This is a genomic window from Paenibacillus sp. V4I9, assembly GCF_030817295.1.
Classification (GTDB): Bacteria; Bacillota; Bacilli; order Paenibacillales; family NBRC-103111; genus Paenibacillus_E.
Genome location: NZ_JAUSZE010000001.1, coordinates 7,943,019 through 7,963,913 on the forward strand (window position 1 = coordinate 7,943,019; position 20,895 = coordinate 7,963,913).

Genomic DNA, 20,895 nt, shown 5'->3' on the forward strand with positions numbered 1-20,895 from the left:
GAGCTAACTTGTGGGGTGTTCGTCCACTTAAGCCCAAGTATACCAGATGAAATTCCACCTAACATTTACCTTGCAACCCTGTGACCATTGGTATGAAAGGTGTTAAGGCGGATTCTGAGAATATGATGAGAATCCCATTATAATGTTTTTATTGACACGTTTTTGGCAGCGTAATCAATGCGCTAGTTCCTTGACCTAAGCAGCTTTTGAGCTGAATGGTCCCTTCATGCTTCTGAACGATATGCTCCGCAATAGCTAGTCCCAGACCCACTCCGCCTTGCTTGCGATTCCTTGCTTTATCCGTCCGATAGAAGCGGTCAAAAAGGTGCGGTAAGTCACTTTCTGCGATGCCAATGCCTTGATCAATGACTTCGATGGTAACCTGCTTGTTCTCTGTGACGCCGATTTTCAACACGACCATTTGCTGGCTGTATTTGAGCGCGTTATCTAGCAAAATAATGAGAAGCTGCCTGATCTTATAAGGATCTCCGTTCATATGAAGCTCTTTTAGGTCTTGCTCAATCTGCACCTCAATCTCTCTGCCAGAGGTGACTCTAAGCGAGGCTGCGGTTTGCCTGGCAATTGGAAGGAGGTCGAAGGTGCTCTTTTGTTCACAGTCTTCTCGCTCCGTATCTGTAAGGGAAAGCAGATTTTGTGTGAGAATCTTCAGCTGGGCTGATTCGGAGATGATGGCTTCGAGTGCTTCTTCACGCAGCTTATCATCCCGGAAAGCCCATCTTCGCAGTAAGCTAGCGTAGCTCTCAATGATCGTGAGCGGCGTACGCAGCTCGTGTGAGGCATCCGCAAGGAATTGCTCCTGCTTTTGAAACATTTCCTGCAGCCTATCAATCATTCTATTAAATGTTGCGCCAAGCATCGTTAACTCATCATTCGTGAGCTTTTCGGGCATGGGGATGTGCCTAAATGAGCCGCTTTTCTCAATGTTTTGCATAATGGTAACTAATTGCTGAAGCGGACGAAAGAGCACATTCGTGTAGAAATAACCCCCAAGGAGAGCTAGTATCAGCGCACCTGTGGAAGTTAATAAAAGAATAGAGATGAGCATGCGGGAGTATTCGCCCAACCTCCTCAGGTTGCGTCCAATTTCTAAAATAGCAACCTGATGCCCTTCTTTGAACACAGGCGTTTTCACGAATATAAAAATTCCTTCGGGCGCTGTTTCTAAGATGACCGTTTCTTTGTCTACATAATTGGCAGAAAAGCGGAGCAGCTTGGGGTCGGAATATATTTGGTAAACAACCTTCGAATCAGGAGCAATATACCGCACCATTTCTTGCGGAATGAGGAGCTCTTCCATCTGCGAATTATTCTGCCAAAACTCAGGATGGCTAGGTAAATCCTTCAGAATCAAGGTGCGGGCTTTCTCTTTCAGCAGCTCCACTTCGCCCTTGGTCGTAACCCGAATGAACATATAGTAGACAAAAGTAAAGCTGAAAAAAAGGATCAACATCAGCCCTGCAGAAACCCACAATGTGATTTTCAGCTTAAGGCTCATGAGGGCGTCTGCCCGTCTTTGGGGACAGATTCACCAGATGAATCATCCGCCTCTTTGCTTGAAGAAGGCTCAACCTTCAACAAATAGCCGATACCGCGTATCGTCTGAATGAGCTTGGAGGAAAAGGGCTTGTCCACTTTTTGCCGCAAATATCGGATATACACGTCAACTACGTTCGTATCTCCTACGAAATCATATCCCCAAACCTCAGAAATGATCTGCTCCCGCGACTTCACTTCGTCCTGGTGCTGAATAAGAAAGCGCAATAAATCAAACTCCGTAGGGGTTAATTCGATCGGTGTACCTTCTCGGGTAACGGCTCTACTCTTTAAATCCATGCTCAGATCATCCACTTTCAGCAAATGAGGCTGCTCTGCTGACTGGTCCTGCAAGCTTCTTTGGCGAAGTAGACTGCGAATGCGGGCGAGCAGCTCGATCGTGGCAAAAGGTTTCGTTACATAGTCGTTAGCGCCTTGGTCAAGTCCGCTGACTCGGTCTGGGACAGCATCGCGTGCCGTCAGCAGGATAATGGGAAGGGCAGCGTTTACCTGCCGTATGCGGCGAAGCACCTCAAGACCGCTCAACTCTGGCAGCATGACGTCAAGCAAGATAAGCTCCCAGTCCTCCGACTCGTTTAAGGCTGCATTCAGTCCAGAGCGCCCATCTGCTCTTGTATGTACCTCATAGCCTTCATGCTCCAGCTCCAGCTGAAGCACCCTGGCGATGCGTTCTTCGTCCTCAATTAGCAATATGCGGCTCATGGCGGATAGATTTCACTCCTAACGGCTCTCTGATGGTCAGCGGTGTCGATTCGTTCTTTATTTTCTCTCTTCAGAACATTTACATACATATGTGAAAAGCCCAGTCTTTGGGGGAATATCTCGTTAGCGTTCATTAGCCTAGTCCGCGTTCATCCTTTGTGACATAAAATAACTCATAGAAGACTAATGAAGGAGTAGGACAGATGAGTATATCTCCGAAAAAGAAGGTGCGCATCAAATCCAACCAGAAAGTAGCGATTTTACTGCAAGACCACGATGCTACCGCAAGAGTCTATGTGGAGATTCAAGGGGAGCTCAAATCGCGGGAGGTTATGGTTGAGGCGCTAAAACGTTTAGAAGACGGATTGATCTACGCAGACGAGAATTGTACCGAGTTAATTGAGAGTGAGTATATTGAAGTGTTCCGCAAAAAAAACCCGTATCGCCGAGACGAAGAGGATTTCATCTTCCTTATTGACCGTGCGTATGCAGAAGACTACGTCGTATCAGCCAAAATCATCAAATAATCTTAAGGTTAGGGCATATGAGAAACCCCTTATCGATAGTCAGAAGGCCGAAGCCTTTCGAGAACTGTCAATAAGGGGTCTTTTTCAATTGAGATTATTAGTTTTTATGAACAATTGGAGCTGTCTCTACGGAAGTCAAACGGTCGTAGAAATCTACAAAGTTATTTCTTTCATCTGAGCTAAGTTGAGCCATAGCCGTACGCGGATGCTCATCAAGCGCTCCAACGATCATGTAAGGAATGAGGTAGCCCCAATCCCATTTTTGACGCATAGTAATCATGTGTTTCTCGATAATTTCAAGTACGGGACGAATGTCGTAACGTGCTCCTTTTAAATAGCTAAGAAGTAGTTCCGTCGTACAGTTCCCTGCTGCGCGGCCCATTCCATAAACGGAGGAATCAAGGAAAGTCACGCCTTTGGAAGCACCGGCAATTGTGTTTGCGAAAGCAAGCTGCAGGTTGTTGTGCATATGTAAGCCAAGTTCTTTCTCAGGAAGCAGACGTTGGAACTTCGTTACGAGGTAGTCAATGTCTTTATGATCCATGCTGCCATAGGAGTCTACGATATAGACAACGTCAACAGGGCTTTTATTGATTTCTTCAAAAGCTTCGACCAGTTCATTTTCCATTACGTGGGAAAGCGCCATAATGTTAAGTGACGTTTCGTAGCCCATGTTATTGAATTTTTCAACAAGCTCAAGGCCTTTATCAACGTCTTTGATGTAACAAGCAACGCGGATCAGGTCAAGTAAGCTGTCTTCACGAGGTAAAATGTCATTCTCATCGACACGGCCGATATCTACAAGAGCAGATAGTTTCGTATCAGTCTTTTTAGTAATAACGTCACGAAGGAAGGATTCATTCAAGAATCTCCAAGGACCGGATGCTCCGCCTTTAAGCAGCTTTTCCGAGTTTTTATAACCAATTTCCATATATTCTACACCGGCTGCACTTAGGCCGCGATACATGTCTTGGACAAATTCCACGCTAAAATCCCAATCGTTCACCAAACCGCCGTCCCGAATCGTACAATCCAAAATCTTATGTTGATGATGCTTAACCATACTCGTATTGCCCCTTTCGACTGCTTATATCGCTTCTGATTTTGCTATATTATCACTTATGTAGAGGCTGCTTGTCAATGCAGCAGTCTGCGTTTGCGACAACTTTCGCAGGGAGGATATGGTAAAATATGTGAAGGAGTACTAGATTACTTGAGGGAGCCTAAGTGAATGAATCGTAACGAGTGGTCATTAGCAAGTGAGGTTGCTGTTAAAGCGGCAACGAAAGCAGGAGAACTAGCAAGAGAGCGTTTCGGAGGTAAGCTGACCATTCAGCATAAGGATGATCGAGGCGATTTGGTCACCGAAGTGGATGTGCAGGCGGATCGTTTGATTGTGGAGGACATCCTGGCGGTATTTCCGAGTCATCGTATATATAGTGAAGAAGCAGGTGAAGGAGGGGCTGCCAGCGATTGGGTATGGCATGTCGATCCACTGGATGGAACGAATAATTTTGCCTTGGGCATACCGCTTTATGGGGTTTGCATCTCTTTGAGCTATCAGGGACAAATTGTCCTAGGGGTAATCCGTGATTCGGCTTTGGGTCTAAATTATGTTGCTGTTAAGGACGAAGGTGCTTGGCAGGAGGATATTAAGCTTGAGGCGAAGCCGAAAGGTCCGTTGGTCAAGTCCACGATTTCATGGATTCAAGGCCATGGGGTTGGCAAGAACGATCATAGAGCCTTAGGGCTAAGGCATCATCTAGAGCATTCGGTTAAAAGAGTGCTGCGCATGTGGGCACCGTCATTGACCTGGGCGATGCTCGCGAGGGGCGACCTGCACGGTGTCGTGCTGTACAACTCCGAAGGTGAGGATTTGTATGCGGGCTTGCTGCTTGCACAGGAGGCCGGCGTGAAGGTGACGGATTTCGAGGGTAATCCGGTAGCTATGCTTGGGGGCTCGGGTACGAGTGCAAATGCAGGTGTAAGTACAAGCTCAGTAGGGGGGAAAGAGATGGCACAGGCGGTGTATTTGGTGGCTGCAGTGCCAGAATATCATTCGGAGCTGCTGGCATTCGTGCAAGAAGCCATCAGAGTAGAATAATGTGGGAACAATATGCAGATGATAATGGCATACTTTGCATGTTGAGGAAGAAAGGATGCTATGCGATGAAGAGCTTTGTTCCTATATTTTTTGAATTTGATAAGGAGCGGGATGCGCTTCTTGCGCTTGATACGCTGGACGAGCTCGGCTACAAGCCGGAATTACTGGGTGGAGAGATGTCCACGGTGCACATCCATCTTGATGCACAGGAGATAACGTCTGCGCTAGAAATTGCGCAGTCGCACGGCGGGCGCTTAGTAGATCGTCCGCAGGCTGAGTCAGAGCCAGCGATATACAGCATGGCATACGATCTGGAGGGTTCCATCCGCATTCCGGCCCATACCGTGAATGAGGATTGGTCCGAGAGCTACGCTGAGGCGAACGCATCGTCCGTAACCGACGCAGTGCCGAGCGAGGAAGAGGCGGCTTTTGACCCGTCCACTGACGATTACAACCATTTCAGCGCTGGTATCCGGTTGTGAAATGGAGCGGGGGAAGCGGCGCGGAAGCTGCGCTAGAGTGAGCGAATTCCGCGCGAGTGGGCGGGCTTGTGTAGCGAGGCGGGAGAGTGAGAGGGACGAGCTGGCGTGAGGCGCGCGAAAGCATAGCCATAGCGATGAAAAACATCGCTACCTCGCGCCCGCGGCCGAGCGCTCTGCCATAAGGATGAAAATCATCCTTATAGGCGGACCAGCTTCACCTACCTTCACAATCCCGCGTGTCCACTCATCCGTGGACGTTCCCAAGCACTAACCCGAACTGGGTTAGTGCTTTTTTTGGAGAAAATAGAAATGCGGAATAGGAAGGCAAGCTAAGGATGTTGTATGCTGTATAACAATTTAGCCTTCTTATAGGATATAGAGCCACTTATGGCTGGAATTGCTTTTCCAAAATTTGATTTTAGAGTCATTCAGCTTTCGTGAGGGCAAATGGGCTATAGTGGCTACCAATGTTATATTTTATACAGTTGCACTTTCTACAACATCATTCATTCATCCAGCAACCTCAACCCAGCATAGTTGACGATTGATCCTTATTTAAGACACCTCAATCTAGAACAAGATTGGAAGAATGAATCGACAGTCTACGAACTACAACATTACACGGATAAGCAATCGAATGTTACACATCTTCGTCTAGGGAATTAACTTGCTTTGCATCAACCTTGCAAACACTCTCGCCCAAGGACTGAGTAAGCCGATTATTTTAGCTTATTTACTTCTTTCACTTCTTTTACTTCGTTCACTTCTTTCTAGGCATACGCCTTTTTATTGTAGATACCTCAGAATGCGTAACCTTTACCCTCATTACTGCGTCTGGTGAGATAAGGAAGTAAATTTGTGGAGGAGTGAGTCGGATGAGACGCATGATGGAGATGGTTTTGGTGGCAGCAATAATGAGTGTGATGACTGGATGTGTGGGTGAGCAAACAAAAGGTGGCACAGGCACAAGCACAAGCAGCAGCAGCCAACAACCGACATCAATGGTACCACCAACAGCATCTCCAGCTCCAACACCATCGATGCCAATCTCCCCAACACCAGCACTCACGCCAGCTCCAACTATACAGGCGCCTCTCCCCACTGCTACGCCTAGTATCAAACCAAGTCCAACTTCGTTCGCCAAAGAAGCCGACGCGAAAAAAGCAATCGAAAGCCGAGCCAAAGAAACGATACAAGCGCTGAAGGAGCAGGATCTGAAAAAGCTCGCAGAGCTAATCCATCCGAAGAAAGGTGTACAATTCTCACCGTACTCCTATATTCATGTGTCGAGTGACATCCAGGTTCTAGGCAGCGGGCTTGCAGCCCTTTGGGCAAATACCAGCACTACACACTGGGGCGACTACGATGGTTCAGGTGACCCCATTGATCTCACTTTTCCCGACTATTGGGATAAATTCGTATATAACGAAGATTTTGCAGCCGCACCACAAATCAGCTATAACATTATTCTTGGCAAAGGGAATATGATTAATAATGTGTTTAGTGTATATCCGACGACTTCAGCGATTACGGTGGAGTATCATTATCCCGGTCTAGATCCGCAGTTTCAGGGGATGGATTGGACCAGTCTGCGGCTTGTTTACGAAAACTCAGGCACTCAGTGGTATCTAGTTGCAATTGTGCATGACCAGCATACGATGTGAATTTCATTTTACAATATAAATTAAACGTCTAAAAGCCGTATTAAATCTCAGTTTTTCCGGGGTATAGTTCGGTTTTTTCGTCTTTTTTGAAAATTAACCATTGACATGTTCCATCTAATGTCATATTCTTATCCCATAAAACCGAGTAACATCATGGGAATTAAGGAGATGATTCTAATGAATAACAATTTAGTGACCGCATTTCAATCCAACTGGGTCAGCTTAGTCGTATCAATTATCATTATCGGGGTCCTCGTCTTATTGGCGAAAAAAAGAGTTAGTTTTGGTAACCGTGTTTTCATTGGTTTAGGACTTGGTTTAGTAGCAGGGGTAGCTTTTAATCAACTGGGGCTCCAATTTAAAAGTGTGAGTACGATCGGAACGATCTATGTAAATTTGATCAAAATGCTCGTTATGCCATTAGTACTTATTCTAGTCATAAACAGTATTTCATCGTTATCCAGTCTAGGTCAGCTGCGTAAACTGGGTTTGAAAACGATTGGTTGGTTCTTGCTAACAACAGGAATCGCGGCGTTGATCGGTTTGGTTGTCGCCTTGGTGATTGATCCGGGTAACGGAATTGCACAGGCTGTACCGAAAGATTTTAAAGCAAGAGAAATCCCTACGTTTTCACAGGTTATTCTGGACTTGGTACCTTCCAATCCAATTAACGATATGGCGACTGGGAAAGTTGTACCGGTTCTGATCTTCGCGATTTTTGTTGCTGTAGCGATTGTACATGTCGGCTCGAAAAAGCCGGAAAGTGTAGCAGCAGTTAAATCATTTATTACATCAGCAACAGCTGTGATCCACCAAGTAGTTAAATATGTTATCCGTCTGACACCTTATGGGGTGTACGCGTTAATCGCAGCGATGGCTGCCAAATATGGTTTGGATACACTTGCTCCTCTGGCTAAAATTATCTTAACTTCTTATGTAGCTTTGATTATTCACTTCGTGTTGATCTTCGGTGGTTTGGTTCTTTTCGTGGCAAAAGTAAACCCAATCAAATTCTTCAAAAAGGCTTATCCTACAATTGCTGTCGCATTCACAACACGAAGCAGCTATGCAACGCTGCCTGTGAATTTGGAAGTAATCACGAAGCGCCTTCGTGTATCACCGCGTATTGCAAGCTTCGTGGCACCGCTAGGGGCAACGATGAATTTCAACGGCTGCGGCGGGGTTTGGCCGGCGGTTGTGGCCATTTTCGTAGCGAAGGTTTACAATCTTCCGCTTGGCGTTCCTGAATACCTTATTCTTATCTTGGTTAGTGTTGTTTCTTCCATTGGTGTGGCCGGCGTTCCAGGTCCAGCTGCGATTTCGACAACAGTTGTACTTACAGCATTAGGCTTGCCTTTGGAAGGTATGGGTCTTGTGCTTGGGGTTGAGGCACTGATCGACATGGGCCGAACAGCGGTTAATGCTACAGGAACAACAGTTACGGCATTGCTTGTGGCTGAGTCTGAGGGAGAATTTGATCGTGCAGCATTTGATCGAGACGAAGAAGACGACCTCGAATTGGCTACCGCTTAATCGATGAACAAAAGGAAGAAGGACCTGCATCATTGGATGCGGGTCCTTCTTTTTTATGCCTGCTGAGCAGCATTTTTGCCAGCCATATAGCCAGTAGAAAATGCCGCGGTAATATTATAACCGCCCGTATAGCCGTGAATATCGAGGATTTCACCGCAGAAATAAAGCCCATTCACCAGCTTCGACTGCATCGTGCTAGGATCGATTTCCTTAAGCTGAACGCCGCCGCCTGTAACGAAGGCTTCCTCTATAGAGAGTGTTCCTTTGACGATAACAGGGAAGGCTTTCATCAGTTTGCAGAGCTCGAGCCATTTTTGCTTTGGGATGTTGTCGTAGGTAAGTTGGTCATCTAAGCCAGACTTCTCTAGCATTATGGGGATTAATCGATCGGACAAAAGAGTCTTAAGCACGTTTTTGATCGCTTTCTTGGCGTCAGCTTTGACAAGAGCCATGCTTTGATTGTAAACTTCGTCTGTGCTTTGATCCGGGAAGAGGTCAACGGTTAAGAGTACTTCCTTGCGCTCTGACTTGTTGAGCTCTTTCACTACGAATTGACTGCAGCGCAGCGCAATCGGCCCTGACAAGCCAAAATGAGTAAACAGCATATCGCCGCGATGGGAAATAATTGACTTCCCTTTGGCGTTCCACACGCTGAGTGTCACGTCCCGCAAGGAAAGTCCTTGCAGCTCACGGCTGCGGATAAAAGCTTCCTTCGAGGTTAACGGAACCTCGGTCGGAAAGAGCTGCGTGATGGTGTGCCCACCAGCTTCGGCCCAAGCATAACCGTCTCCTGTCGAGCCGGTATGCGGCACAGAGCATCCGCCGGAAGCAATGATGACAGCTCTGCTGTTCATCGTTTCGCCGGAGTGCAGACGAACGCCTTGGACGCTGCCGTCCTTATACAAGACCTGCTTGACCGGACTATTCGTCCGGATCTCGACACCCTGTCTGCGAACTTGGCCGATCAACGCGTCTACGACGGTTTTGGCCTTGTCGCTGATGGGAAACATGCGGCCGTTGTCCTCTTCCTTCAGGCGGATGCCGAGATTTTCAAAGAAATCAATGATGTCCTTATTACTAAAATGGGTTAAAGCACTGTATAAGAAGCGCCCGTTACCCGGAATATGCTTGATTAATTCATCCATGTCTTTGTTGTTCGTTACGTTGCATCTGCCGCCGCCTGATATCCCGAGCTTTCGCCCCAGTTTGTCCCCTTTATCCACCAAAAGCACCTTCGCGCCATCCATACTCGCGGCAATGCTGGCCATGAGCCCAGCGGAACCGCCGCCAATTACAATTACATCATATGTCATTCAATAAAGCCCCTAGATCGCATATTTTGACACCATCATAGCATGCAAGGCGTCTTAAAGAAAAATAACACCGACTATGCCGCTTAATATACCAAGCGCTACTACTGAAACGATAACAAACAGAATGACTTTCTTAGGAAATGATTTCGAAATCATTAGCAGAGAAGGCAAACTGACGGAAGGCAGTGTAAGCAATAATGCAGCTGCGGGACCTGTCCCAAGGCCAAAGGTCATTAAAGATTGGATAATCGGTATCTCTGCCGCGGTAGGGATTACGAATAGCATACCTGCAATAGCAAAACCGATAATAAGAAGAATACTATTTCCGGCAGTTTCCCCGACTGCAGGAAATAACCAAGCTCTGCTTGCTCCTAATAAAAGTACAGCGATGATGTAGGCTGGAACAATATGAAGAATCATCGACCAAATACTTTTCAACCATCTTTGTAGGAATGAGCCAGCTTGTTCTTCTGTTATTTCCTCTGGTTTAACAGTTAGATTCTCTGGAAGTTTCGTCTTTCCAGCAAATAGGTTGGCGTAATAGCTTACACCAAAGGTTAATATTAAACCAAATACGAGTCGGATTAAGGTGAACTTCCAAGACAAAACAAAGGTCATAAACACCAAGGTTGCCGGGTTAATGGTTGGGTTTCCAAGCCAAAAAGCTAGGCTTGCGCCTACGGATACATTCTTTTTACGTAATCCTACTGCAAGAGGCGCTGCACAGCATGTGCACATCATACCTGGTATGGAGGAAAATCCTCCGATTAGAGTACTTCTGAAAGAAGTTTTACCAAGCACCCTCAGAAGCCAAGTAGACGGTAGAAGTACCTGTAACAATGAACCAAGGATAATGCCTAATACCGCTGCCTTCCAAACTGATTTGTAGTAAGTCAGCGCATAATCCCATGCAGCTTGCCAAGAAGGGGAGGGGGCTGTAGGATTTTTACCGGAAATTATGGACGATCCTATAGAATGTTTAGTTGCAGCATCGAATGCTTTATGATAGTAAGGCCACCATTTCACGTACGTTAAGCCAACAATAGCGATTATTAAAAAAACGATAACATATAGTACAACCCTTTTGTTGATTGGTTCTACGTGAGGTGGTGAATTACTGGTATGTGTCATTTTATTCTCCAGACATTAGATTTTGACAAGTTAAATAGGTTATCATTATAACATATCTAGAAAATGAGAATGACACATATTTTTTTGCGTAAACTGAACCTTGCTGGGGTCGAAGCCAGTCTTATCGGCGAAACGACGGAAGAACATCCTAGAAGTATGGTCGTAATTTAAAGGAGCGAAACCCCATTGTTTCAAGATATCACCATAGAAGAGTTGTTATCCCTTAGGGACAAGAAAGAGATTGTGATGATAGACGTTCGTTCACCCTCGGAGTATCAGGACTCTACAATTCCAGGAAGCCTTAATATCCCATTATTTGATGATGTCGAACGTGCAGAAATTGGTACTAACTATAAGCAAGTTAGTGTTCAGGTCGCCAAGGATAGAGGGCTTGAAATCGTGTCGGCAAAATTGCCGGCTTTTGTGAAGACTTTTGAGCAGATAAAAGAGCAAAAGGCAGTTTTCTGTTGGCGCGGCGGAATGCGTAGTAAAACGACTGCGACAGTTCTATCATTAATGGGCATCCGGACTTACCGCTTAACAGGAGGCTTTCGTGCCTATCGTAAATGGGTAGTCGATACACTTGAGAAGATGGATTTCAAACCTCGGGTATGTGTAATTTCTGGTAATACCGGAGCTGGAAAAACAGCTATTCTAAGGCGCCTCCAGAAAGATGGATACCCGGTATTGGACTTAGAAGCAATGGCTGGGCATCGGGGATCCATTTTCGGACATGTCGGGCTCCAAGCAAACAATCAGAAAACATTCGAAGCCCTTCTTGTCACTAACCTTCTGAAATTGGAGGATTCACCCTATATTCTGATAGAGGGAGAAAGCAAACGAATTGGAAAAGCAGTCATTCCAGAATTCATTGTTAGCAAAAAGGATTCCGGTACACAACTATTTATTGAAATGCCCATTGATGAACGTGCTCGTCATATTATTGAGGATTACCGACCTTGGGAAAACAAGCAAGAATTGCTTCAAGCTTATAGTCATATAAAGGATCGGATCCACACCCCGATCGCCAAAAGTATCGAAATAGCTCTTAAGGAAGAACAATTTGAGCATGCTGTTAGCCTCCTGTTAGAGCACTACTATGATCCACGCTATGAACATGCTATGAATAAATATGAACAAGAAATAATTAATATTAAAGCAAATACGATCGAAGATGCCGTTATGGCTGTAAAGGAATATCTAAAATCGGTAGAAGCAGAGTGTTTAAAGGTTTAATGAAACGTATTCTTCAATTGATGCGTTGATTTCGGATATTGCGAACGGACATGCTCGAACATCGATTATGACGCTCTATGTTGTCATAATCAATGTTCGAGCTCTTTGTTGTTCGTTACGCTGCATCTGCTGCAGCGGATATTCTGAGCTTATATGGGTTTTAACAAGAAATTAAAATAAAGATGCACACAGGTTGTGGATAACATGTTGATAAAACAGACTATTTTGTGAATAAATTGTAAGGGTTCTGTGGATAAAGTGCATTTAAATGTGGACAAAGGGCGGAATCGAAAAAAATAATGGCAGGGACGTGTGTTTACTCGTAATACCTCAAGACGCCACGTCCTGATAGTGATGATGGTCAATGTGCATGTCCAGCCATCTTCTATTAAGAGATGCTTCTCTTCCAAAGTAGTGCAGCTCCTGGTTCGTAGAGAGCACAACAGCCTCGCAATCAGAGGTACGTTTGGCAAGCAATGCAAGCCCATCTTCGACGCCAAGAATACACAGTGTTCTTGCCCACACTTGGCACTCAACCATATCTTGGCCAGCAACGGTGCACTGGACGACATCGCTGCCGGGGGTGGACGACGTTTTATCCTCAAATGGACTGTAAGTGGAAAGGGAGCCCTCCGGTATGGCGATGGCGCCCAGTTTGGCGTTCGCGTTCCAAGGGTTTTGAATGCCGATGACCCAAGGGTCAAGTTTCTGAGAGCTGCGGCCCCATACCGTGATATCCCCTCCAGCTAAGATTAGGCCTTGATCAAGCGACATGTTCTTTTGCATATATTCAGCTAACCGTTTAATAGACCAGCTTTTTTCGATCCCTCTTAAATCCATGTTTGTATGAGTGGGAAGCTTAATTGATTTCATAGCCGGATCTACTTCCCACTCTAATGTGGCAGCTTTCTCAAGGCCCATAGGCGCACCTTTTTGCAGGAGAGGAATATAGTTCCCATTCGTTATTTCTTGATAAGCCTCAGCTAGAAAAAGCACCTCTAACATCGTAGAAGAAACCATACAATTTTCACCGGCTAAGGTATTCAGTAGGCTGATTTCACTGTCGGCGAGATTAGGGCTGAAACGCTTTTCCACACTTCGAAACCAATCCATGGCCAGCTTCTTAATGAGAGTACTATCTTTCTCTTCACAGTGGAGCAGCATCTCGATATTAGACTCCCTAGTTTGGAAATGAAACGGATGCAAGTACTGTGTGATACGCTCCATAAGGTTTCCTCTTTTCTTTCGTGTCCTGTAGTTATGAACCTATTATAGAAGCGTTAACTGAGATTCAATTGATAATTGGCTGAAAGATTACTGAAAAATCAAGCTAGACGCTAGCCTATAACGCTGCGATCTGGCTTATTCAGCAATGTCTCAGAATGCTTTCAAGAAACGCTCAGTGCGCATTCAGCTGGAATTCAGGATGGGTGGGTAAAGTTGTACCTGTAAACGAGGGACACGGAAGACGATTCCATCGACGAAGCTATAAAGGGGAGTGCAATAAAAGATGAATACACCAAAAAGCAGAAAAATCGATTATATCCTCGTAGCGATAGCATTATTAGCGGGTTTTCTGAACATGTTTAACATTTGGCAGGACCAGACAGTGAATGGGTATTACACCGCGGCTGTAACGAGTATGCTGCAAAGCTTTCATAACTTTTTCTTTGCTTCCTTCGATCCGGCCGGATATGTGACGGTGGATAAGCCGCCGGTTACGTTTTGGATTCAGACGATAAGCGCTTATGTATTCGGGGTGCATGGTTGGAGTGTAATTTTGCCTCAAGCGTTGGCGGGTGTTGGTTCGGTGCTTTTGATGTACTTCCTTATTAAACCTACATTTGGCAAAATGTCAGCCCGATTGGCCGCTCTTGCCTTTGCTTGTACCCCGATCGCCGCGGCGGTTAGCCGTACGAATAATGTGGACAGTATGCTGGTTTTCACGCTCGTACTAGCGACATGGATGCTGTTTCGCGGTATTCACGGCAGCAAGTGGGGGTGGATTGTAGCGGCTTTTGGCATGATTGGTGTGGCTTTTAATATGAAAATGCTTCAAGCCTACATGGTCATTCCGGCTTTCTATTTGTTCTACTTATTTGCTAGTAAAGTGAACTGGAAAAGCAAGCTGAAGGTACTTACAGGCGCTTCGGCTGCACTTATCGCCCTATCGTTATCATGGGCAGTCATCGTAGATTCGATCCCGGCGGACAAACGTCCCTATATGGGAAGCAGTCAGACGAACTCTGTGCTGGAGCTTGCCTTTGGTTATAACGGTGTATCCCGCTTGACGGGTAATCAAGGGCCAGGTGGGGGCGGAGGTGGCGCTAGACCGGACGGTGGTCAAATGCCGCAAGGAGATGGCAGCACCCAAGATGGAATGAATGCAGCAAGTGGCGATAATTTAACCCAAGACGGCAGCAGAACGGATGGTTCAATGTGGCTGTTACCCGCAGCAATCGCGGTGACGACAGCTTTCGAACTGTATATTATCACGCCTTATAATGGTCAAATTGGCGTTGGATGGGCAATCGGTGTAGGCGTGGCCGGAGCGGCTGCAGCCCTGATCCTTGTGCTCGCTGCTAAGAAAGAAAAGCTCGCTCATACGGCAGCAATTCTCGGATTGTTGGCCCTGCTTCAAGCGCCTCTGTATTGGGCTGCGACACCGCTCCTTTATGGCGGAAACAGCATGCTTCCTGAAGCTGGACCGAGCTTGAAGCAAGGCTCAGGAATGGGCGGTTCCCGTTTGGGGGGATCAGGCGAAGTGAATACACAATTGTTAGATTACGTGACCAAAAACAACACAGGAGAGCAGTATTTGTTCGCTGTCTCTAGAGCGACAGAAGCTTCTTCTTATATTATACAAACCGGCAAAGCGGTGATGGCGATGGGCGGCTTTTCAGGCTCCGACCCCATTCTCACGGTAGATAAGCTGAAAGAAATGGTTCAGAACAAAGAAATTAAATACTTCCTGATCTCTTCTGGCGGTTTTGGTGGCGGCGGTGGTACCAGTTCGGAATTAACGGCATGGATCAAAGAGCACAGTACCGAAGTTCCGAAGAGTGAGTACCAGTCGGAGACTACACAAACGCCGCAAGGCCGAGATGGTCAAGATGGTCGAGACGGACAAGGCGGACCTATGGGCGGTGGCTTGAATGGCTCCGGAACGCTCTACGAAATCAATGTTGATTCCCTATAATTCAAAGCAAAAATGAAGGAGGAAACACTATGACTGAGTATGTACGATATTCTATTGTCATTCCTGTGTTCAATGAGGAAGCTGTTATTCAAGAAACGTATCAGCGGTTGAAGCAAGTGATGAATCGAACCGACGCTTCATATGAGCTGTTGTTCGTCAACGACGGAAGTCGCGACCATACAGCCGAGATCATCCAAGGCATCACTGAAACAGACGAACGCGTAAAACTCATTAATTTCTCCCGTAACTTCGGTCATCAAATCGCCATTACAGCGGGCATGGATTATGCAAGCGGAAATGCGGTCATCGTCATTGATGCCGATCTCCAAGATCCGCCAGAACTCATCCTAGAGATGATTGCGAAATGGAAAGAGGGCTATGACGTCGTCTACGCCAAGCGTACGCAGCGCAAGGGTGAGACCTTCTTCAAGAAGCAGACGGCGCATTTGTTCTACCGCATCTTACAGGCATCTACGGATATTGCCATCCCTGTGGATACAGGCGATTTCCGCCTCATGGATCGCAAAGTTTGCGATGAATTGAGCCGGTTAACGGAGAAAAACCGCTTCGTCCGCGGCCTTGTTTCTTGGGTCGGCTTCCGCCAAACAGCCATCGAATATGTGCGAGATGAGCGCGTCGCTGGGGAAACCAAGTATCCACTAAAGAAAATGCTCAAGCTGTCCATGGACGGTATCACTTCTTTTTCGATCAAACCATTGAAGTTGGCTACCTATCTTGGAGGTATGCTTTCTATTTCGGGGCTGGCTTACTTAGTGGTCATCATTTATCTCAAACTATTCACAGAAAGCGCTGTGGCTGGCTGGAATGGAATTGCCATTATGCAGCTCTTCTTCAGCGGCTTTATCCTGATCATTCTTGGTCTAGTCGGTGAATACATTGGACGCATTTACGATGAATCCAAAGGCCGCCCTTTATATATCGTTCGCGATTGTCACGGCATGAAGAAAAAAGAACGAAGAATCAAGAGGATCGTATGAAGGAGTGGTATAAGATGAAAATTAAAAAAGCCGTCATACCAGCAGCGGGATTGGGTACCCGCATATTGCCAGCGACGAAAGCACAGCCCAAAGAAATGCTGCGGAGGCGAGTCGTGTAATGAAATAGGCAGGGATACAAAGTCCGGTCCGCTCAGGGTCCGGCTTATTCGTTTGGAAGTCGAACATTCAGCAACCTTTCAGCAACCGCTCAGATTGCTTTTAGGGAGGATATGGGATACTGACTGTAGAAAACGTGTACAATGAACTTCGGGGGGACTAAAACTATGCGCCAATTAAAAGGTATCAAAATTCTGCTTGTCGATGACGAGCCTCATATTCTAGAATTTCTGGAGTTAGGTTTGACGAATGAAGGGTTTGAAGTAATGACGGCACAGGACGGGATTAGTGCGATTACAGCATGCAATAAGTTTCAGCCGCATATCGCTATTCTGGATGTGATGATGCCGGGGATGGACGGATTCGAGGTTTGTCGAATGATTAAGAAGACGGAAAATGTCGCTGTTATCATGCTGACGGCTAAGGATGAAGTCGATGACCGGGTCAAAGGACTCACGCTTGGGGCCGATGATTATATGATTAAGCCGTTCAGCTTTGAGGAGCTGCTTGCCCGTATCTATGCGCGGATTCGTAATCATTTCCCGAACTTGTTCGGTGAAGTGATCATTGGACCGCTTCGCATGGATGACCGGCGCAAGGAAATTAGCCTGCATGACAACGTGCTGGAGCTATCTCCTACGGAATATGAGCTGCTTAAATTTATGTCGATTAACCATGGACTTGTATTAAGCAAATCGATGATTCTCGATAAAGTATGGGGTTACGATTTTGGTGGCGAAGAGAACATCGTCGAGGTGTACATTCGCTCCTTGCGCGATAAGCTTGGCGATAAAGAACATAAGCTGATCCGCACGATTCGCGGCGCCGGTTATCGGATGGATTTAACATGAAAAGGTGGGGCCGGTTTGCCGAGCATTTTGTTACCGGTTCGCTGAAATTCCAGTTACTCTCGCGGTCTTTGTTGGTGATGTCCGTGCTATTGCTGCTGATTGGTGTATTCCAATATATTTTCATGCAGCAATTTCTGTATAAGAACAAGGCGGAAACGATTCGCAACCAGCTTGCGACGTTACCTCCCAATACGTGGCAGCGAGCAGGGGACTTTCCAGATCGAGGCCAGAATCCTTTTATGCCAAGACGAGAAACTAGCGGTGGTAACCATTCGGACAATACGGGAGGAGAGTTTTCCCGAATTTTTGTTCCTGATTTATCCATTGCTTTGATCGATAGTGAAGGGACTTACAAGCAGTTGTCTTCAGAAAGTGGATCCTCCCCTTTGCAGCTTACGAAGGAGGATTATCAGGAATTATTGAAATCGAAAGAGAAGCTGAACTACCGAATCTTGAAGGATAAGGATGGCAATGAACAGTTGATTGTCTTTCATCAGGTTCGAGAGAGATCCCAAGGCGTACAAGGAATAATTCAAGCGAATACAAATACAGCACCGATTAAAGATTTGCTGCTTCGTCAGTTGTTCACCTTTCTACTATTGTCCATGACAGCATTGGTTGTAGGGCTGCTTGGATTTCTGCCCGTGTTAAGGCGGACGTTGGTGCCACTTTCTAATATGGTGGATACAGTGAAACAGATCGATTCAGGTAATCTGGGCGAGCGGTTCCCTGCGCATCAGGGGCAAGTGGAGATTGACCGGTTATCGACTTCTTTCAATAGTATGTTAGAGAGACTGGAGTTTTCTTTTGAGGCGGAAAAAGAGGCAAAAGAACAAATGCGCCGCTTTGCTGCGGATGCTTCGCATGAGCTTCGTACACCGCTGACCTCCATTCATGGTTTTCTGGAAGTACTGCTTCGTGGAGCGTATCAACAACCGGAACAACTGCTGAAAGCGCTGAAGAGCATGCACGGCGAATCTGTACGCATTAATAAGCTAGTTGAAGACCTGCTGCTGCTTGCTCGGCTAGATCGTACGCCATCTTTTCAGAAGTCGGAAGGTCTGCTCGATGAGATGCTGCATGAGATGGAGCCCCAGCTTCGTCTACTGGCAGGAGACAGAAAAGTTACTTTTACGCTGGAGCCCCAGGTCCGTTGTCTGTATGATCCGGATAAAATCAAGCAGGTCATTCTCAACTTGTTTCACAACGCAGTTCAGCATACGCATCCTTTGACCGGTGAATTAGGGCTTTCATTAGCAAAGACTGACGCAGGTGTCGAAATTGCTGTTCATGATAATGGGCCAGGTATTGCACCTGAACATCTCCCTCATTTGTTTGATCGGTTCTACCGAATTGATTCTTCTAGGGCACGAAGGAGTGGCGGTGCAGGATTGGGATTATCCATTACCCGTTCCATTGTGGAGCTGCATGGCGGAACGATTGAGGTTCATAGCAGAGTAGGTGAAGGCAGTACATTTAAAGTGCTGCTGCTTCCATAGAATGTGAGGAGTCTTATCTCGACGTGATGTCGGGGTAGGGCTTTTTTTATTTTATAAGAATGTAAAATAAGAGCTCCAAGAAGCTTCTATTTCGCAAAAAGGTGGTTAATGGTGGGGAATAAGAGTCTCCATAGGCTCTTATTTGGTGCTGAACACGGCGTGTGTGGATTATTCTGCGCAAATAAGAGCCCCCAGAAGCTTCTATTTCGCTAAAAGGTGGCTAATGGTGGGGAATAAGAGTCTCCAGAGACTCTTATTTGGTGCTTAATACGGTGTATGTGGATTATTCCGCGCAAATAAGAGCCCCCAGAAGCTTCTATTTCTACAAAATGAGGCTAATGGTGGGGAATAAGAGTCTCCAGAGGCTCTTATTTGGTGCTGAACACGGCGTGTGTGGATTATTCCGCGAAAATAAGGGCCTCCAGAAGCTTCTATTTCGCAAAAAGGTGGCTAAAGGTGGGGAATAAGAGTCTCCAGAGACTCTTATTTGGTTTCGGGGTAAGTGATGGTAGCTGGTCGATGATAACAAGCCAAATTACATCTGCGAGCCACCTTATAGGCGTTTTCCTCTTCAGCCAATCCTCAGAAATCTCTCAACCAACCTTCAGTTTACACTCAGATGAGATTCAGGTTAGGCGTCTATACTTGGTTTTGTAAGGAAGAAACAAAAAAAATAAAGAAAAAGGTGGAAACAAATTATGAAAAACATCGGTAGAAAAATTCTTACAGGTTCATTGGTAGCTTCTTTTGTACTCGGAGTTGGTTTTGTTGGAGCCTTACATAATCAAGCATTTGCAGATACGGTGACAGGCACGTCAACGAGCGCATCAACTCAAAATGCAGGACCAGGAGGCAAAGGTCGTGGAGATTTCGGAGATCGCGGTGGCTTCAAGGGCGCAAACGTGGTAAAAGAAACAGCGACAATCCTGGGCGTTGAGGAAAGCGTCGTACAAGACGCGTTGAAAGCGGACAAAACATTGGCTGCATTTGCTGAGGAAAAAGGACTTGCGAAAGCAGACTTTTTGCAAAAGCTAGTCGCAGCAGAGACCGCTTCGATTACAGCTGATGTAACAGCAGGCAAAATAACGCAATTGCAAGCTGATAATGTTCTCAAAGGTCTAACTGATCAGTTGACGAAGCGTATTGAAGCGAATGGGTTCAAAGGCGGATTCCTTGGCGGAGAGGGCGGTCGCGGTGGCATGGGCAAAGGTCACGGAGGTAATCTGGTAGAGCAAACAGCAACGATTCTAAGCGTAGAGCAAAGTGTTGTGCAGGATGCTTTGAAAGCTGGTAAAACATTATCGGCTTTTGCAGTGGAAAAAGGTTTAACGGAAGCAGACTATGTAGTTAAGTTAGTTGCCGCAGAAACAACAGCTATCAACGCTGAGGTTACAGCTGGGAAGATTACGCAAGCGCAAGCAGACCAAATGTTGTCGGGCTTATCTGACCGATTGACGAAACAAGTGCAAAGCACGCGTCCTGAAGGTGGTCGGGAAGGTAGAGGCGGCGGTCATGGCGGCCCAGGTGGCGGTCAATTCGGAAACCCTGAGGTATTGACACAAATTCTGGGCATCACGCAAGATGAGCTGAGAACGGAACTGGAAGCGGGCAAATCGATCTTGGATATTGCTACAGCTAAAGGCATCAGTGAAGATGATCTCGTTAGCAAAATCAAAGACGGAATGACGGATTCCATTAAGAAGCATGTTGAGCAAAAAGGCACTGATCGTAAGCGCCCAGCAGGCACACCGTCTGCCAATACAACAGCACCAACACCAGCTCCGGCTGCAACGAACTGAAAATGAATTTGAGGAAGCTGCTCGCTATGCGGGCGGCTTTTTTGCCGTCCCAGTGAGGTACCAATGTGTCCGAATTTCGCGCTGTAGTGATGATTTTGCATTGCTAAAGTGTGCAGGTGGTGGAAGAACTTTTGAACTTTTCTTTAGCGATGTAAAACGTGCTTA

17 protein-coding genes and 1 pseudogene are annotated in these 20,895 nt (G+C 46.3%); 12 read left to right on the forward strand and 6 right to left on the reverse strand.

Annotation, left to right across the window (positions count from 1 at the left end; all coding sequences use genetic code 11):
• Positions 1-148: 148 nt before the first annotated feature.
• Together QFZ81_RS36630 and QFZ81_RS36635 are read right to left on the reverse strand one after the other, a co-directional pair.
• Positions 149-1,516 carry a sensor histidine kinase gene (locus tag QFZ81_RS36630; protein ID WP_307435639.1) on the reverse strand — a complete coding sequence of 456 codons (1,368 nt, stop codon included), beginning with the start codon at positions 1,514-1,516 and terminating at the stop codon, positions 149-151.
• Positions 1,513-2,277: a response regulator transcription factor gene (locus tag QFZ81_RS36635; RefSeq protein ID WP_307606700.1), complete on the reverse strand. Its 765-nt coding sequence runs from the start codon at positions 2,275-2,277 to the stop codon at positions 1,513-1,515. The genes QFZ81_RS36630 and QFZ81_RS36635 overlap by 4 nt, the downstream gene beginning before the upstream one ends.
• Positions 2,278-2,480: 203 nt before the next feature.
• On the opposite strand from QFZ81_RS36635, the gene QFZ81_RS36640 reads away from it, so the two are divergent.
• Positions 2,481-2,804, forward strand: coding sequence for a hypothetical protein (locus QFZ81_RS36640; RefSeq protein ID WP_307435633.1), 324 nt, complete (start codon positions 2,481-2,483; stop codon positions 2,802-2,804).
• A 97-nt stretch (positions 2,805-2,901) separates the two neighbouring features.
• On the opposite strand, the gene QFZ81_RS36645 is transcribed toward QFZ81_RS36640, so the two are convergent.
• Positions 2,902-3,867, reverse strand: a complete 966-nt coding sequence (locus tag QFZ81_RS36645) for an aldolase catalytic domain-containing protein (RefSeq protein ID WP_307435631.1) — start codon at positions 3,865-3,867, stop codon at positions 2,902-2,904.
• Between the two features lie 168 nt (positions 3,868-4,035).
• Here QFZ81_RS36645 and QFZ81_RS36650 point away from each other — a divergent pair, with 168 nt between their 5' ends.
• The 4 genes from QFZ81_RS36650 to QFZ81_RS36665 all read left to right on the forward strand — a co-directional run bounded on the left by QFZ81_RS36650 (position 4,036) and on the right by QFZ81_RS36665 (position 8,587).
• Positions 4,036-4,908, forward strand: a complete 873-nt coding sequence (locus QFZ81_RS36650; RefSeq protein WP_307435628.1) for an inositol monophosphatase family protein — start codon at positions 4,036-4,038, stop codon at positions 4,906-4,908.
• Positions 4,908-5,390, forward strand: coding sequence for a hypothetical protein (locus QFZ81_RS36655; protein WP_307435625.1), 483 nt, complete (start codon positions 4,908-4,910; stop codon positions 5,388-5,390). Before QFZ81_RS36650 ends, QFZ81_RS36655 begins: the two co-directional genes overlap by 1 nt.
• A gap of 875 nt (positions 5,391-6,265) precedes the next feature.
• The gene (locus QFZ81_RS36660) at positions 6,266-7,054 is read left to right on the forward strand and encodes a hypothetical protein (RefSeq protein WP_307435622.1); all 789 of its coding nucleotides are present in this window, start codon (positions 6,266-6,268) and stop codon (positions 7,052-7,054) included.
• Positions 7,055-7,231: 177 nt separating this feature from the next.
• Entirely contained in the window at positions 7,232-8,587 is a 1,356-nt protein-coding gene (locus QFZ81_RS36665; RefSeq protein ID WP_307435619.1) for a dicarboxylate/amino acid:cation symporter, read from the forward strand.
• Between the two features lie 53 nt (positions 8,588-8,640).
• Here QFZ81_RS36665 and QFZ81_RS36670 read toward each other — a convergent pair whose 3' ends face one another.
• Positions 8,641-9,900 (reverse strand): BaiN/RdsA family NAD(P)/FAD-dependent oxidoreductase, encoded by a 1,260-nt coding sequence (locus tag QFZ81_RS36670; protein ID WP_307435616.1) that lies wholly within the window; start codon positions 9,898-9,900, stop codon positions 8,641-8,643.
• 54 nt (positions 9,901-9,954) lie between these two features.
• Positions 9,955-11,031 (reverse strand): permease, encoded by a 1,077-nt coding sequence (locus QFZ81_RS36675; protein ID WP_307435614.1) that lies wholly within the window; start codon positions 11,029-11,031, stop codon positions 9,955-9,957.
• A 186-nt stretch (positions 11,032-11,217) separates the two neighbouring features.
• On the opposite strand from QFZ81_RS36675, the gene mnmH reads away from it, so the two are divergent.
• Positions 11,218-12,267: a tRNA 2-selenouridine(34) synthase MnmH gene (gene mnmH, locus QFZ81_RS36680; protein WP_307435612.1), complete on the forward strand. Its 1,050-nt coding sequence runs from the start codon at positions 11,218-11,220 to the stop codon at positions 12,265-12,267.
• A 330-nt stretch (positions 12,268-12,597) separates the two neighbouring features.
• Here mnmH and QFZ81_RS36685 read toward each other — a convergent pair whose 3' ends face one another.
• Positions 12,598-13,494: an FAD:protein FMN transferase gene (locus QFZ81_RS36685; RefSeq protein ID WP_307606702.1), complete on the reverse strand. Its 897-nt coding sequence runs from the start codon at positions 13,492-13,494 to the stop codon at positions 12,598-12,600.
• Positions 13,495-13,777: 283 nt separating this feature from the next.
• On the opposite strand from QFZ81_RS36685, the gene QFZ81_RS36690 reads away from it, so the two are divergent.
• From QFZ81_RS36690 to QFZ81_RS36715, 6 genes and pseudogenes are all read left to right on the forward strand, one after another.
• The gene (locus tag QFZ81_RS36690; RefSeq protein ID WP_307606704.1) at positions 13,778-15,466 is read left to right on the forward strand and encodes an ArnT family glycosyltransferase; all 1,689 of its coding nucleotides are present in this window, start codon (positions 13,778-13,780) and stop codon (positions 15,464-15,466) included.
• Between the two features lie 29 nt (positions 15,467-15,495).
• On the forward strand, positions 15,496-16,464 hold the full coding sequence (locus QFZ81_RS36695) for a glycosyltransferase family 2 protein (RefSeq protein WP_307606706.1): 969 nt from the start codon (positions 15,496-15,498) through the stop codon (positions 16,462-16,464).
• A 14-nt stretch (positions 16,465-16,478) separates the two neighbouring features.
• Positions 16,479-16,565: pseudogene (locus QFZ81_RS36700) on the forward strand (UTP--glucose-1-phosphate uridylyltransferase); the annotation flags it as partial.
• 183 nt (positions 16,566-16,748) lie between these two features.
• On the forward strand, positions 16,749-17,432 hold the full coding sequence (locus QFZ81_RS36705) for a response regulator transcription factor (RefSeq protein ID WP_047678898.1): 684 nt from the start codon (positions 16,749-16,751) through the stop codon (positions 17,430-17,432).
• Complete coding sequence (locus QFZ81_RS36710) at positions 17,429-18,931, forward strand: sensor histidine kinase (RefSeq protein WP_307606709.1); 1,503 nt, start codon at positions 17,429-17,431, stop codon at positions 18,929-18,931. Before QFZ81_RS36705 ends, QFZ81_RS36710 begins: the two co-directional genes overlap by 4 nt.
• 698 nt (positions 18,932-19,629) lie before the next feature.
• On the forward strand, positions 19,630-20,730 hold the full coding sequence (locus tag QFZ81_RS36715; RefSeq protein WP_307435596.1) for a hypothetical protein: 1,101 nt from the start codon (positions 19,630-19,632) through the stop codon (positions 20,728-20,730).
• Positions 20,731-20,895: the final 165 nt, after the last annotated feature.